At 71.3% G+C, this 12867-nt stretch carries 15 protein-coding genes; 8 read left to right on the top strand and 7 right to left on the bottom strand.

Annotation, left to right across the window (positions count from 1 at the left end; genetic code table 11):
• Positions 1-105: 105 nt before the first annotated feature.
• A complete protein-coding gene (locus FHD67_RS20470) occupies positions 106-393 on the bottom strand; it encodes a DUF2218 domain-containing protein (RefSeq protein ID WP_052715322.1) in 288 nt (95 codons plus the stop codon).
• A 181-nt stretch (positions 394-574) separates the two neighbouring features.
• Here FHD67_RS20470 and FHD67_RS13390 point away from each other — a divergent pair, with 181 nt between their 5' ends.
• Genes FHD67_RS13390 through FHD67_RS13375 form a run of 4 tightly spaced genes read left to right on the top strand, consistent with a single transcriptional unit; the run spans position 575 to position 4146 of the window.
• Positions 575-1474 (top strand): siderophore ABC transporter substrate-binding protein, encoded by a 900-nt coding sequence (locus FHD67_RS13390; protein ID WP_046001222.1) that lies wholly within the window; start codon positions 575-577, stop codon positions 1472-1474.
• Positions 1474-2442, top strand: a complete 969-nt coding sequence (locus FHD67_RS13385) for an ABC transporter permease (protein WP_046001221.1) — start codon at positions 1474-1476, stop codon at positions 2440-2442. Before FHD67_RS13390 ends, FHD67_RS13385 begins: the two co-directional genes overlap by 1 nt.
• Positions 2435-3391: an iron chelate uptake ABC transporter family permease subunit gene (locus FHD67_RS13380; RefSeq protein WP_052715321.1), complete on the top strand. Its 957-nt coding sequence runs from the start codon at positions 2435-2437 to the stop codon at positions 3389-3391. The genes FHD67_RS13385 and FHD67_RS13380 overlap by 8 nt, the downstream gene beginning before the upstream one ends.
• Positions 3388-4146: an iron ABC transporter ATP-binding protein gene (locus FHD67_RS13375; protein ID WP_046001220.1), complete on the top strand. Its 759-nt coding sequence runs from the start codon at positions 3388-3390 to the stop codon at positions 4144-4146. The genes FHD67_RS13380 and FHD67_RS13375 overlap by 4 nt, the downstream gene beginning before the upstream one ends.
• Positions 4147-4316: 170 nt before the next feature.
• Here FHD67_RS13375 and FHD67_RS13370 read toward each other — a convergent pair whose 3' ends face one another.
• From FHD67_RS13370 to exbB, 3 genes are read right to left on the bottom strand one after another with little or no spacing between them, the layout of a single operon-like run.
• Positions 4317-5234: an energy transducer TonB family protein gene (locus FHD67_RS13370; RefSeq protein ID WP_139598980.1), complete on the bottom strand. Its 918-nt coding sequence runs from the start codon at positions 5232-5234 to the stop codon at positions 4317-4319.
• Positions 5231-5692 carry a TonB system transport protein ExbD gene (exbD, locus tag FHD67_RS13365; RefSeq protein WP_046001219.1) on the bottom strand — a complete coding sequence of 154 codons (462 nt, stop codon included), beginning with the start codon at positions 5690-5692 and terminating at the stop codon, positions 5231-5233. Before exbD ends, FHD67_RS13370 begins: the two co-directional genes overlap by 4 nt.
• A 3-nt stretch (positions 5693-5695) precedes the next feature.
• The gene (gene exbB / locus FHD67_RS21075; RefSeq protein WP_046001218.1) at positions 5696-6739 is read right to left on the bottom strand and encodes a tonB-system energizer ExbB; all 1044 of its coding nucleotides are present in this window, start codon (positions 6737-6739) and stop codon (positions 5696-5698) included.
• Positions 6740-6897: 158 nt separating this feature from the next.
• On the opposite strand from exbB, the gene mobA reads away from it, so the two are divergent.
• Positions 6898-7506, top strand: coding sequence for a molybdenum cofactor guanylyltransferase MobA (gene mobA / locus FHD67_RS13355; protein WP_139598979.1), 609 nt, complete (start codon positions 6898-6900; stop codon positions 7504-7506).
• Entirely contained in the window at positions 7493-8350 is an 858-nt protein-coding gene (locus tag FHD67_RS13350) for a hypothetical protein (RefSeq protein ID WP_139598978.1), read from the top strand. The genes mobA and FHD67_RS13350 overlap by 14 nt, the downstream gene beginning before the upstream one ends.
• Here the strand turns inward: FHD67_RS13350 and FHD67_RS13345 are convergent.
• Complete coding sequence (locus FHD67_RS13345; RefSeq protein ID WP_046001216.1) at positions 8347-9369, bottom strand: LacI family DNA-binding transcriptional regulator; 1023 nt, start codon at positions 9367-9369, stop codon at positions 8347-8349. The two genes, FHD67_RS13350 and FHD67_RS13345, sit on opposite strands and share 4 nt — an antisense overlap.
• Positions 9370-9429: 60 nt before the next feature.
• On the opposite strand from FHD67_RS13345, the gene FHD67_RS13340 reads away from it, so the two are divergent.
• Entirely contained in the window at positions 9430-10236 is an 807-nt protein-coding gene (locus tag FHD67_RS13340) for a tryptophan-rich sensory protein (RefSeq protein WP_246071298.1), read from the top strand.
• A gap of 27 nt (positions 10237-10263) precedes the next feature.
• A complete protein-coding gene (locus FHD67_RS13335) occupies positions 10264-10800 on the top strand; it encodes a glutathione peroxidase (RefSeq protein ID WP_139598977.1) in 537 nt (178 codons plus the stop codon).
• On the opposite strand, the gene FHD67_RS13330 is transcribed toward FHD67_RS13335, so the two are convergent.
• Entirely contained in the window at positions 10801-11469 is a 669-nt protein-coding gene (locus tag FHD67_RS13330; RefSeq protein WP_139598976.1) for an SDR family NAD(P)-dependent oxidoreductase, read from the bottom strand.
• Positions 11466-12842 carry a cryptochrome/photolyase family protein gene (locus tag FHD67_RS13325; RefSeq protein ID WP_139598975.1) on the bottom strand — a complete coding sequence of 459 codons (1377 nt, stop codon included), beginning with the start codon at positions 12840-12842 and terminating at the stop codon, positions 11466-11468. Before FHD67_RS13325 ends, FHD67_RS13330 begins: the two co-directional genes overlap by 4 nt.
• Positions 12843-12867: the final 25 nt, after the last annotated feature.

Raw genomic sequence — 12867 nt, 5'->3', positions numbered from 1 at the left:
GGTCCTGCCTGAATTGCGCGCCGCCCGGCCCGTCCCCGGACCCGCGGCTTGGCGCCCCTTCGACCAGAAACCGGCCCGCCAATCCAGCGAAAATCGCGTGACCGGTCAGGCAGGGGGCGTCCAGGCCGGGGGCGCGGGCTCCTCGCGATGCGCAAACCGCATCAGGTGGCTTTCGATCACCGCGCGCAGCCGCTCCAGCGATTCAGTATCCGCGGCTTCCAGCGTCAGGTGCAGGGACGCGTCCTGCGCCTCGATCCGGGCCACGCCCATCTCGAAGGTCAGCACCGCCAGGCGGTCGTCATGGGTCACCGGGATCTTGTGACCGAAATGCTTGGCCATCGTGCCCGTCAGCGCGGCGGCGCGGGCGGTGGGGAAATCGGCAGTCATGCGCATGGGATGTCCTTTCGCGAATGCGCCGCAGCTAGGATGCCAAATTGATTGAGTCAACAATTCGCCGCGATATTCCGACAAAAAGACCCTGACATTCTTGCGCGGCGCGCGCGACGGCGCTAAGCCCGCCCGGCGTGCAGCCAGGATCCAGCCACCACGCGCAACCTTGATCGAAAGGATCGCCATGCGCCGCATCGCATCGCCCGCCCTGTTGGCCACCGCCCTGATGACCGCGCCGGTCGCGGCCCTGGCCCAGGTCACCGTCGATACCGCCCAGGGACCCGTGACCCTGCAGGACAATCCCGACAGCGTCGCGGTCTATGACATGGCCGCGCTGGACACGATCACCGCCCTGGGCGTGACGCCCACGGGCAGCATCGACAACATCCTGGTCCCCGCCCTGCGCGATGCGGCGGCGGGCGCCACCCCCGTCGGCACCCTGTTCGAACCCGATCTGGAGGCGCTGGCGGGGCTGGCGCCCGACCTGGTGATCGTCGGCGGCCGCTCCTCGACCCAGCTGGCGGCGGCGTCGCAGGTGGCGCCGGCCATCGACATGACCTTCGGCCCGGATCTTCTGGCCGATGCCCGCGCCCGGATCGACGCCTATGGCGCGCTGTTCGCCAAGACCGCCCAGGCCGAGGAAATGACCGCCACCCTGGACGCCAGGCTGGCCGACCTGCGTGCCGCCGCTGATGGCCAGGGCACCGCGCTGATCGTGATGACCAACGGCCCCAAGATGTCCGCCTATGGCGCAGGGTCGCGCTTTGGCTGGATCTTCGACGCGACCGGGCTGGAGGAGGCCGTGCCGGGGCTGGACGACGCCACCCACGGGCAGGCGATCAGCCATGAATTCATCGCCCAGGCCGATCCCGACTGGCTGCTGGTCGTCGACCGCGGCGCCGCCATCGGCGAGGACGGCCAAGGCGCGATGGAGACGCTGCGCTCGGACCTGGTGGCGGGCACGACCGCCTGGACGCAGGATCAGGTGATCCAGCTGGACCCGGCGGCGACCTATATCTCGGCCGGGGGCTACGGCTCGACCATGGCGGTGCTGGACCAGCTGACGCAGGCCTTCGCGGACTGATGCGCCCCCTGCCCGCCCTGGCATCGGCGCTGGTCGCGCTGATGCTGGCCAGCCTGACGGTCGGCGCCGCCGACATCCGCGTGACGGACGCCTTCCGCGATCCGCAGGCCATGCTGGTCCTGCTGGAATCGCGGCTTCCGCGCACGCTGTCGGTGGTGCTGACCGGGGCCGCCCTGTCGGTGGCGGGGGTGCTGATCCAGGCGCTGGTCAGGAACCGCTTCGTCGGCCCCGACACCTCGGGCACGGCCGAGGGCGCGGCGCTTGGCCTTCTGGCCATCACCATCCTGTGGCCCGCCAGTCCCCTGTGGCTGCGCATGATCGCGGCCAGCCTGTCGGCCATGGTCACGACCGCGCTGTTCCTGGCCGTGATCCGCCGCCTGCCCGTGCGCGAGGTGATGCTGGTCCCCATCGCGGGGCTGGTCCTGTCGGGGGTGCTGGGCTCGGTCGTGACCTTCGTGGGCTGGCAGAGCGACCTGATGCAATATGTCGGCACCTGGCTGTTCAGCGGCGAATTCTCGGGCGTGATCTCGGGGCGCTATGAACTGCTGTGGATCGCGGGCGCGGCGGCGGGGCTGGCGTGGTTCTCGGCCGACCGTTTCGCGATCCTTGGCCTGGGCGATCAGGTGGCCACGGGGCTGGGCCTGTCGACGGCGGCGGTGATGCGCCTTGGGCTGGCGGTGGTGTCGGTGGTGACCGCGATGGTGGTGACGACGGTGGGGATGATCCCCTTCGTGGGCCTGGTCGTGCCGAACCTGGTGGCGCGGATCATGGGCGACAACCTGCGCGCATCCCTGCCGGTGGTGGCGCTGGCCGGGGCGGTGCTGGTCTTGGGCTGCGATCTGGCGGGGCGCCTGGTCATCCACCCCTATGAGATTCCAGCCGGCACCATCCTGGGCGTGCTGGGCGCGCTTCTGTTCCTGTGGCTGCTGCATCGCCGCCCCGCCCGGTCGGGGGCCGCCCGTGGATAAGCGGGCGCGGATCATGCTGGGCGGGATGGCGCTGCTGCTGGCGGCGCTGTCGGCGGTCTGGATGCTGCAGGGGCTGGGCGGCGGCAATCGCGGTTTCATCCTGGGCCTGCGCGCAACCAAGCTGGCGGCGCTGGTCACCGTGGCGACCGCCATCGGGGTCGCCACGATCCTGTTCCAGACGGTCGCCGCGAACCGGGTGCTGACACCCTCGATCATGGGCTTCGACGCGTTGTACGTGCTGCTGCAGACGGGCTTTGTGATGGCCTTGGGCAGCGCAGGCCTGACCGCCCTGCCCGCGGGCCCGAAATTCCTGGCCGAGATCGCGGTGATGACCGCCCTGGCCGTCCTGCTGTTCGGCACGCTGCTGCTGCGCGGTGCGCGGGACCTGCCGCGGATGATCCTGACCGGGGTGATCCTCGGCGTGCTGTTCCGGTCGCTGTCGGGGTTCCTGGGCCGTATCCTGGACCCCAACGAATTCGCCGTGGTGCAGTCCGTCACCTTCGCCAGCTTCAACCGGGTCGATGCCACGCTGCTGCCTTGGGCGGCGGCGATCACCGCGGCGGCGGTGCTGGTCGCGTGGCGGCTGTCAGCGCGGCTGGACGTGCTGGCGCTTGGACGCGATCCGGCGGTGTCCCTGGGGCTGGCCCATCGCGCCATGGTGTTGGGCGTGCTGGGGCTGGTGGCGGTGCTGGTCTCGGTCTCGACCGCGCTGGTCGGGCCGGTGGCCTTCTTCGGGCTGATCGTGGCGGGGCTGGCGCATGGATTGATGCGGACCGCGCGCCACGCGGCGCTGCTGCCCGCGGCGGCGCTGTCGGCGGCGATCCTGCTGGTGGGGGGACAGTGGCTGTTCGAACGCCAGCTGGGCCAGGCCGCCACGCTGTCGGTCGTCGTGGAATTCGCGGGCGGCCTGTTTTTCCTGTATCTGCTGCTGAAGGGGCGCATCCGATGATCCAGATCGAAGGGGTCTGCCACGCGATCGCCGGCGCGCCGATCCTGCACGACATCACGACGACCCTGCCCAAGGGTCGGCTGACGGCGCTGATCGGCCCGAACGGGGCGGGCAAGTCGACGCTACTACGCCTGATCGGCCGGCTGGAGCCGCTGCAGCGGGGCCGGGTCACCGTGGCCGGCCACGACGTGACCACGACACCGACCGACCGGCTGGCGCAGGTGATGGCGATCCTGGGCCAGCAGACCGCCATCGCCAGCCGCCTGCGCCTGTCCGAGCTGGTGGCCTTCGGCCGCTGGCCGCATCACAACGGCCGCCCGGGTCCGCAGGATCAGGCGCTGGTCTGGCTGGCGCTGAAGACCTTCGCCCTAACCGATCTGGCCGACCGGTTCCTGGACGAGGTGTCGGGCGGTCAGGCGCAGCGCGCGCATATCGCGATGGCCTGGGCGCAGGATACCGACTGGCTGCTGCTGGACGAGCCGCTGAACAACCTGGACATGGCCCATGCCCGCGCCCTGATGGGCCGGCTGCGCGGGCTGGTGGACCAGAGCGGGCGCAGCGTGGCGATGGTCGTGCATGAGATCAATTATGCCGCGGCCTGGGCCGATCACGTGATCGCCATGAAGGACGGCCGCGTGGCCGCCAAAGGCACCCCGGCCGAGGTGCTGACCGAGGCGGTGCTGTCGGACCTCTACGACGCGCCGATCCGCGTCGGCGCGCATCAGGGCCGCCCGCTGGTCCTGCACCACGTCTGACGCGCCGTTGCGGGGCCTGCAGCCCGGCGGAGCCCCGGGGGGCTGCACCCCCCGGACCCCCCGCGCCGGCCACGGATCGCACGGGACGATCCTCACGGCACCGTACCGCGGGGGCGCAGCCCCCGGCGCAAGACGCCCCTTCGATGGGGGCGGCTTGCGCGACCCTGCGGTCAGCGGACGTCCAGACGGATCGGCAGCGTGAACGAATAGATCGGATCGGTCAGCGCTGCAGGAGCTGCGGGACAGCGCCCTGCGCGCTGCGCGGCGGTCAGCGCCGCCTGGTCCACGTTCGGGCTTCCTGACGATCCGGCGATGCCAACACCCTGGATGGCACCGCTTCGCGAGACCGTCAGCGCCAGATTGACCCGCCCCCCCTGACGAACGTTCCGGGGCAGCGATGCGCGCCGCTGGATGCAGGCCCCAACCTGCGCGCCCCAAAGCGATGCGGCATCGGCCGCAGCCTGCCGAGAGGCCCCGCCGCCCTGGGCATTGCCCGCCGGGCGACTGGTCTCGGCCTGACCGCGCTGCCCGGCGGCCTGTGCCGCCTGTCGGCGTTGCGGTTCGGGCTGACGCTCTGCCGCCGGTTCCGGGTCGCGGCGCAGTTCGGGTTCGGGTTGCGGCTCGGGACGCCGCTGCGGGCGGGTCGAGCTGTCCAGAGCCAGCGCCGTCCGGACCGGAATGTCGGGGGGCGCGAACTGCCGGAAATCGGGCAGGTCCAGCGTCGCCGGGTCGATGGGTTCGACCACCTGATCGGGTTCGGGCTCGGCTTGGGGTTCGGGCTCGGCTTGGGGTTCGGGCTCGGCCTGGGGTTCGGGCTGCGGCTCCTCAGGCAAAGGCTCCTCCTCGGCCTCGACTTCGGGACGGGCGTCCGAGCCGGCGGCAGCCTCCGCGCCTTGGGGCATGTCGGCGGCAGGCGGCATCGCGGGGGCAAGGTCGACGAAGACCGCATCGGGCAGGCCCGGCGGGGCGCCCGCATCCGCGCGCCCCATGATCCAGATCCCCGCCCCCACATGCGCCGCCAGCACCAGGACCGAGGCACCCGCCCACAGCCCCCCCTCGCCCAGCATGCGCAGGGCGCGACCGCTCATGGCGCGGCACCCGCGGCGGGCACGGCCGCGGCCTCGGGCGGGGCCTGCACGGCGTCCAGCCCCACCAGGGCGATCTTCAGATAGCCGGTGTCGCGCAGCGTGTTCATCACTCCCATCAGGTCGCCATAGGCCACCGCACGGTCCGCGCGCAGGAAGATGCGCTGTTCGCGGTCGCCGCCTGTCGCCGCGGTCAGGGCCGCGGCCAGCGCGCCGGGGGCCACGTCGTCATCGCCCACGGCCAGGCTCAGATCGGGCCTGACGCTGACATAGACGGGCTGCTCGGGGCGTTCGGCCTGGGTCGCGTTCGACACCGGCAGATCGACGTTCACGTCGACGGTCGCCAGGGGCGCGGCCACCATGAAGATGATCAGCAGCACCAGCATCACGTCGATGAAGGGCGTGACGTTGATCTCGTGGTTGTCGGCCAGGTCGTCGGTGTCGCGGATGCCTCCGGCCATGGCCTAGACCCCCGCCGCAGGGCCGCGGCCGCGGAAGTCCAGGTCGCGGCTGACCATCTGCTGAACCCCCGCCGCGGCATGGCCCAGACGCATCCGGTAGCCGGTGACGGCGCGGGCAAAGACGTTGTAGATCACCACGGCGGGGATCGCCGCGACCAGGCCGATGGCGGTGGCCAGCAGCGCCTCGGCGATGCCCGGCGCCACTACGGCCAGGTTGGTCGTCTGCGATTCGGAAATGCCGATGAAACTGTTCATGATCCCCCAGACGGTGCCGAACAGACCCACGAAGGGGGCGGTCGACCCGATGGTGGCCAGCACCCCCGTGCCCCGTGCCATGCGGCGACCGGCTGCAACCTCGATCCGGTCCAGCTGGGAGGCGACGCGCTCCTTGATGCCGTGATCGCCCGCCTGCGCCAGGGCCGGTTCGGACCGGCGGTATTCCTCGGCGGCAGAGCGGATCATGCGCGACACCGGATCGCGGCGGCGCCCGATCCCGGCCAGGGCGTCCGGCAGGGACGGCGCGGCCTGGATGCGCCGCGTGGCCGACGTGACCCGGCGCGAGGCGGCCCACAGCTCGATCAGCTTCACCAGAAGGATCGTCCAGGTGATGACCGACGCCACCGCCAGCCCGATCATGACCCCCTTCACGACCCAGTCCGCAGCCAGGAACATGCCCATCGGCGACAGGTCATGCGGCAGGCCGGGGTCGCGTTCGGCCACGACCGGCACCGGTTGCGCCGCATCGGCAGGGTCAGCAGGGGTCGCGGTCTGGCCCGGCGCGGCAGGTTGCGTCGGGGACGGGGCTTGCAAACCCGCTGCAGCGTCATCCGGGGTCGCGGCGTCGGGGACGGCCGTAGGCGCCGCGGCCTCGGGCGCAGCCACCGGTGCGGCCGCGTCGGCGGCGGGTTGCGGGGCGGCAGGAACTGCAGCCTCTGGCTGGCCCTGGGTCGTCGGCACGTCTTGGGCCAGGCCTGCACCGGCCAGCGTCGCGGCGACCAGAAATGCGGCAAGCCCCGCGCGAAGCGGCTGTCTGGGCAGATGGGTCATGGCGGTCCTTGCATCCAGTTGGTGTCGGGCAGGCGGGCGCGAAAGGGCGTCGGGCCTGCGGCGGTCCGGGGGGTTATCGGCCCACCAAGCAAAACTGTCAACTATTGGAAATGCGGTGATGCCTTGTGCCGCCGATGCGGCGGGGCCACAGTCGCGCCATGACATCGCCCCCCCGCATCCCCGCCCTGATCCTTGCCGGAGGCCGCGCGACCCGCATGGGCGGCGGCGACAAGCCCCTGATGGCGCTGGCCGGGCGGCCGATGCTGGCGCATGTGCTGGACCGCCTGCGCCCGCAGGCCGGGCCGCTGGCGCTGAACGCCAACGGCGATCCGGCGCGCTTTGCCCGGTTCGGTCTGCCCGTGCTGCCCGACAGCCTGCCCGACCGCCCCGGGCCGTTGGCGGGGGTGCTGGTGGCGATGGATTGGGCGCGGGACCTGGGGGCCGCGCATGTGCTGACCGTGCCGGGCGATTCGCCCTTTCTGCCACCGGACCTGGCGGCGCGGCTGTGGGCGGCGCGGGGGCCCATGGGGCTTGCGTTGGCGGCGGGCGACGATCCGCAGGGGCCGCGCGATCATCCGACCTTCGGGCTGTGGCCCGTGGCGCTGCGCGACGATCTGGCCGCGACGCTGGCCGCGGATCAGCGCCGCGTCCGCCGCTTTGCCGAACACCATCAGCCGGGGCGTGCGGTCTGGCCGGACGCGGTCTTTGCCAACATCAACACCCCCGCCGACCTGGCCCTGGCCGAGGCGCGTCTTGCCGCGTTTTGACCTGATCGTGGTCCTGGATTGGTCGGCGGCGGGATGCCCGACACGAAGGGCCAATTCGATCTGGATCGGCGACGACCGCGGCCTGCTGGCCAACCCGCCGACGCGGATGCAGGCCCACCACCTGCTGCAGGGATTGGCCGAACCAGGAACGCGGCTGCTGATCGGGGCGGATTTCGCCTTTGGCCATCCGTCGGGGCTGGCGCGCCAGATCACCGGACGGGCCGACGCGCTGACGCTGTGGGACCACCTGGACGCGCAGCACAGTGACGACGCGCGCAACTGCAGCAATTATCGCGACGTGGCGGCGGGGCTGAACCGGGCGCTGGATGCGCCGGTCTTCTGGGGCGACGGACGACGGCTGGCCACGCCGGACCTGCCGCGGCTGAGGCCCCCGCCCCATCCCGACCTGGCACCGCACCGTGTGACGGAAACCCCGGTCCCCGGCGGCCCGCGCCCGAAATCGCCCTTTCAGCTGGCCGGCGCGGGTGCGGTCGGCGCGCAGAGCCTGACGGGCATCCCCTGGCTGAACCGCCTGCGCCAGCGGGCGGGCACGGCGGTCTGGCCGTTCCAGCCATGGCAGGACGCGGAACTGGTGTTGGCCGAGGTCTATCCCTCGATGCTGGGGCGGCTGGATGTCGCGGGCTGGCCCTGCCTGGATGCAGCGCAGGTGGGGCTGCTGGCCCGCACGTTGCGCGCGCTGGACGACCGCGACGCGCTGGTGCCGATGCTGGCCCCCGACCCCCGTATCACCGATCTGGCGGCCGAAGGGCAGATCCTGGGGTTCGGCCATGACGCGGCCCTGCGCGCGGCGATGCCCCGGACGGGCGACGGGCCGATGCCCTAGGCCGGCGGCGCGGTGGACCGGCCGACGACCAGTTCGGCCTCCAGCAGCTCCTGCACCGGATCACCGGGTCCGCCGGTGATCCGGTCGATCAACAGCGCCGCACAGCGCGCCCCCGCTACCCGCACCGGCGACCGCATGGCGCTGAACACCGGCACCGCATCGCGGTTCGCGTAATAGGACAGGTCGTCGTCAAAGGTCAGCACCGACACGTCGCGGCCCAGGACCAGCCCCCGCTCCTCGATCGCCTGGCGCACGCCGGTTGCGATCATCGTGGCCGCGCACAGGAACGCGGTCGGTGCCTCGGGGCCCGCCAGCAGGGCGCGGGCCTGGGCATAGCCATAGGCGGCCGTCATCTCTCCGGTGGTCATCAGCGCGGGCCGCGGCGCATGGCCCGCATCGCGCAGCGCGCGCAGGTATCCGTCGCGGCGGCGGCGTGCGAAATCCAGCCGTTCGTCCCCGTTCAGCAGCGCGATGCGCAGATGACCAAGCTGCAGCAGGAACCCCGTCCCGCGTTCAAAGGCCCGCAGGTTGTTCACGTCCACCCAGCTGTAGGGGCCGTCATGCCCGGTCACCCGCCCATGCACCACGTAAGGCAGTCCGATCCGGTCCAGCAGCGCGGGGCGCGGGTCGTCATGGCGCGGGAACTGCACGATCACGCCGCCGATCAGACCCTTGGACGACAGCGCGCGATAGGCGTCGGGCTGATCCTCCTCGGGGACGACGGTCAGGTTGATCTCGAACCGGCGGCGGGCGCATTCCTCGCCGACCCCGGCCAGGAAATCGGCATAGATCGGGTTCACGATCTCGTTCCGGCCGCCGATGGGGATCACGCAGCCGATGGTGCTGGCATGGCCCATCGCCAGAAAGCGCGCATGGGCGTTCGGCTGATAGCCGTGCTGGCGGGCGGCGGCGACAAGGCGGGCGCGGGTCGCCTCGTTCACCTCGGGGTGGCCGTTCAGGGCGCGGCTGACCGTGGTCGCGGACATGCCCACCAGCTTGGCGAAATCCTTGAGCTTCATCGTCTGCACGGGCCATCGGGCTGCGGCGCGGTGTCGCGCCGGGATGCGGGGGCCCTATCCATGGCGCGAACGCGCGCCCATGGCAACCGCCGCGCCACCCTGCACGTTGACAAACGCGCACAACGCGCCAACCTGCACCCCGCGCCCCAGCAGAAAGCCCTGCCCATGCCGAACCGCACACTTGCCCTTCTGGTCCTGCTGGCGGCGATGGCCTTTGCCGTCTCTCCGCTGCTGTTCCCGGGCTTTGCGGGCTACGATCCCGACCGCTTTCCGATTCCCCAGCCGGATCCGCCGATCCAGCCTGCGGGCTGGGCCTTCTCGATCTGGGGCCTGATCTATCTGTGGCTGATCGCCGGCGCCGCCTTCGGCCTGTGGCGCCGTGCCGACGACGAGGGCTGGCTGCCGCTGCGGGCGCCGCTGCTGGTCAGCCTGGTCATCGGTTTCTTCTGGTTGCCGGTGGCGCAGCGCCTGCCGGGGCTGGCCACGCTGATGATCATCGCGATGCTGGTCAGTGCCATCGTCGCGATGATCTGGGCCGGTCGCCGCGACCGCTGGCTGGAGGGGCGGCCCATCGCGCTTTACGCGGGCTGGCTGACGGCGGCGTCGGGCGTGTCGGTGGGGATCTGGCTGGGCGGCCACGGCTGGCTGTCGGCTCAGACCGCCGCGATCCTGTGCCTGATCGCGGTCAGCGCGCTGGCGCTGGCGGTCCAGTCGCTGCGCCCGCGCGAATGGGCCTATTCCGCGGCGGTGATCTGGGCGCTGGCCGGGATCGTCGTCGCCAACTGGGGCGCCGGAAACTGGCCCGTGATCCTGATCGCGACCCTTGGCGCCGCCGCGCTGGCGGGTCGCCTTGCCACCGCCCGATGAACTGACCCGCACCCAAGGAGAAAGCCCATGAGACGACGCCTTTTCCTGTTCCTTGCCACCGCCCTGCCCGCCCTGGGCCTGACCCGCGCGCGGGCAGAGGACGTGCCGCATTTCACCTTTCCGTCCGTCGACGGGGGCAGCTATGACACCGCGCAGTGGCGCGGCAGCCCGGTTCTGGTCGTCAACACCGCGTCGATGTGCGGCTTTGCGGGCCAGCTGGCCGACATGCAGGCGCTGCACGATGCCTATGCCCCACGCGGGCTGGTGGTGCTGGCCGTGCCGTCGGACGATTTCAACCAGGAACTGGCCAGCGGGGCCGAGGCCAAGGAATATTGCGAGCTGCAATACGGCCTGACCCTGCCGATGACCGACATCCTGCACGTGGTCAAGGGGGACGTGCACCCGTTCTATGCCTGGGCGCGGGCGCAGACGGGATTCGTGCCGCAGTGGAACTTCAACAAGGTGCTGCTGGACCCGCAGGGCCGCATCGCGGGCACCTGGGGGTCGTTCGTCAAGCCGGGCGGGCGTCAGATCATCGGCGCCGCGTCGCCCTATCTGACCTGATCACCACGGCACCCGCGCGCCCTTCCAGTCCCAGAAGCTGCCGGTATCGTCGGTCGTCAGCCCGTCGATCACCGCCAGCAACGCCTCGGCGCTGCGGTCGGGGGTGATGGTCGGATAGCGGGACGCGTATTTCGCGGTCAGCGGCGTCTGGACCGTGCCCGGATGCAACGCGACCAGGATCGCGTGCCGATTGCGGCGGCGGTATTCGATGGCCGCGGTGCGGATGATCTGGTTCTGCGCCGCCTTGGCCGCGCGATAGCCGATCCAGCCGCCCAGATCGTTATCGCCGATCGAGCCCACGCGCGCCGACAGCGACGCGAACACCGCACGCCTGTCCCGCACCAGCAGCGGACCAAAGGCCTGGATCGCCAGCGCGACCCCGGTGGCGTTCAGCGCGAACTGCCGCGCCATGGCGTCCGCATCGACCGCGTCCAGCGACTTTTCCGGCTGGTGCCCGTCGATGACCAGCGCGCCCGTCGTGTTCACGATCAGGTCAAAGGACTGCCCCGCCAGCCGCGCGGCGTGTTCCGCGACCGTGCCGGGCCGTGTCAGGTCCATCCCGTCGGCTGATCGCGACAGGCCCGTGACCTGCGCCCCCTGCGCCTCCAACCGCGCGGACAGCGCCCGCCCGATGCCGCCCGTCGCCCCCAGGATCAGCGCGCGTGTCACGATTTCACCTCCTCATAGGCCGTCAGGGCGCGGGCACGCCCCTCGGCCAGCGAGATCCGCGGCATGGCGCGTTTCGTCAGGTCAAGGTCCCAGGCCCGTGGAATGGCCGCCGCGAATTCCCGCGCGCCGGGCGCGTCGGGGCGCATCCAGTGGTCCTGGTACTGGCTCTTGCCGTCGAACTTCTCGGCCTGCGTTTCTGGATTGAATATCCGAAAATAGGGCGAGGCATCCGGCCCGCAGCCCGCCACCCATTGCCAGTTCATGGCGTTCGACGCCGCGTCCCAATCGGCCAGGCAATGTTCGAACCACGCAAGCCCCACGCGCCAGTCGGTCAGCAGATGTTTCGTCAGATAGCTGGCGGTGATCATCCGCACGCGGTTGTGCATCCGCCCCGTGACGTACAGCTCTCTCATCCCGGCATCGACGATGGGCACGCCGGTGCGGCCCCGCCGCCAGGCCTCGGCGTCGTCATTGTCGGCGCGCCAGGGAAAGTCGTTCCACTCCTTGCGCCAGCAGCTGCGGTCCATGTCGGGCGTCTCGAACATCAGCTCGCGCGCGAACTCGCGCCAGCAAACCTCGGACAGGAACGGCTCGATCCCCGGGATGCCCTGCTCGAACTCTCCGCGGCAGCGCGACCAGATGCGCCGGGCGCTGATCTCTCCGACGGCCAGCGCATCGGACAGGCCCGACGTGGCCTGGGGACGCCAGGGATGGTTGCGGTCCTGCTTGTAGCCTGCGACGTCGCCCGACATGAACTCCTCCAGCCGGGCATGGGCCTCCTCCTCTCCGGCGCGGACATGGGCGGCCATGACATCCCAGCCCCGGTCCATCGCGGCGCGGGCCTCGGGCCAGTCGGTGCCGTCGCTGTCGGGCCAGGCATCGGGCGCGGACAGCGACGGGGGCGCCAGGGGCGGCGCGATGTCCACCTGTCGCACCGCCTTCCAGAACGGAGAGAAGACTTTGTAGACCCCGCCCGACCCGGTCAGTACCGACCCCCGCGGCACCAGGTCGGCCAGGTCGTGCAGATGCAGCCGCGCCCCGCCGCGTTCGACCACCTCTGCCAGCCCGTCGTCTGAGGCGAAGGGAAACCCCACCGTGGTGTACACCGCATCGGCCCCGGTTTCCTGCAGGACCTGTTCCAGCACTTGGGCCGGATCGCCCCGCCGCACGATCAGCCGGCTGCCGATCTTGCGCAGCGCGCGGTCCAGCGGCGCCAGCGCCATCGCCTGGCGCTGCGCGCTGGCGGGCCGGTCGCTTGCCTCACGCGGATCCAGGATCACCAGCGGGATCACCGCGCCCGCGGCGGCGGCCGCGACCAGCGCCGGGTGGTCGTCCAGCCGCAGAACCCGCCTGAACCAACAGATGACCGTCATCGCATTCTCCCTTGATGCCCGGATG

The sequence above is a fragment of the Paracoccus haeundaensis genome (assembly GCF_006239215.1).
GTDB lineage: Bacteria > Pseudomonadota > Alphaproteobacteria > Rhodobacterales > Rhodobacteraceae > Paracoccus > Paracoccus marcusii.
The sequence above is the reverse complement of the archived record's forward strand: the minus strand, read 5'-3'. Positions and strand labels throughout refer to the sequence as shown.

Bases quoted from the DNA above. Each gene is read 5' to 3' on its own strand.
- FHD67_RS20470 (WP_052715322.1), bottom strand. From the start codon at position 393: ATGCGCATGACTGCCGATTTCCCCACCGCCCGCGCCGCCGCGCTGACG.
- FHD67_RS13370 (WP_139598980.1), bottom strand. From the start codon at position 5,234: ATGAGCGGTCGCGCCCTGCGCATGCTGGGCGAGGGGGGGCTGTGGGCG.
- FHD67_RS13390 (WP_046001222.1), top strand. From the start codon at position 575: ATGCGCCGCATCGCATCGCCCGCCCTGTTGGCCACCGCCCTGATGACC.
- exbD (WP_046001219.1), bottom strand. From the start codon at position 5,692: ATGGCCGGAGGCATCCGCGACACCGACGACCTGGCCGACAACCACGAG.
- FHD67_RS13340 (WP_246071298.1), top strand. From the start codon at position 9,430: ATGGCGCGAACGCGCGCCCATGGCAACCGCCGCGCCACCCTGCACGTT.
- FHD67_RS13325 (WP_139598975.1), bottom strand. From the start codon at position 12,842: ATGACGGTCATCTGTTGGTTCAGGCGGGTTCTGCGGCTGGACGACCAC.
- FHD67_RS13335 (WP_139598977.1), top strand. From the start codon at position 10,264: ATGAGACGACGCCTTTTCCTGTTCCTTGCCACCGCCCTGCCCGCCCTG.
- FHD67_RS13345 (WP_046001216.1), bottom strand. From the start codon at position 9,369: ATGAAGCTCAAGGATTTCGCCAAGCTGGTGGGCATGTCCGCGACCACG.
- exbB (WP_046001218.1), bottom strand. From the start codon at position 6,739: ATGACCCATCTGCCCAGACAGCCGCTTCGCGCGGGGCTTGCCGCATTT.
- mobA (WP_139598979.1), top strand. From the start codon at position 6,898: ATGACATCGCCCCCCCGCATCCCCGCCCTGATCCTTGCCGGAGGCCGC.
- FHD67_RS13375 (WP_046001220.1), top strand. From the start codon at position 3,388: ATGATCCAGATCGAAGGGGTCTGCCACGCGATCGCCGGCGCGCCGATC.
- FHD67_RS13385 (WP_046001221.1), top strand. From the start codon at position 1,474: ATGCGCCCCCTGCCCGCCCTGGCATCGGCGCTGGTCGCGCTGATGCTG.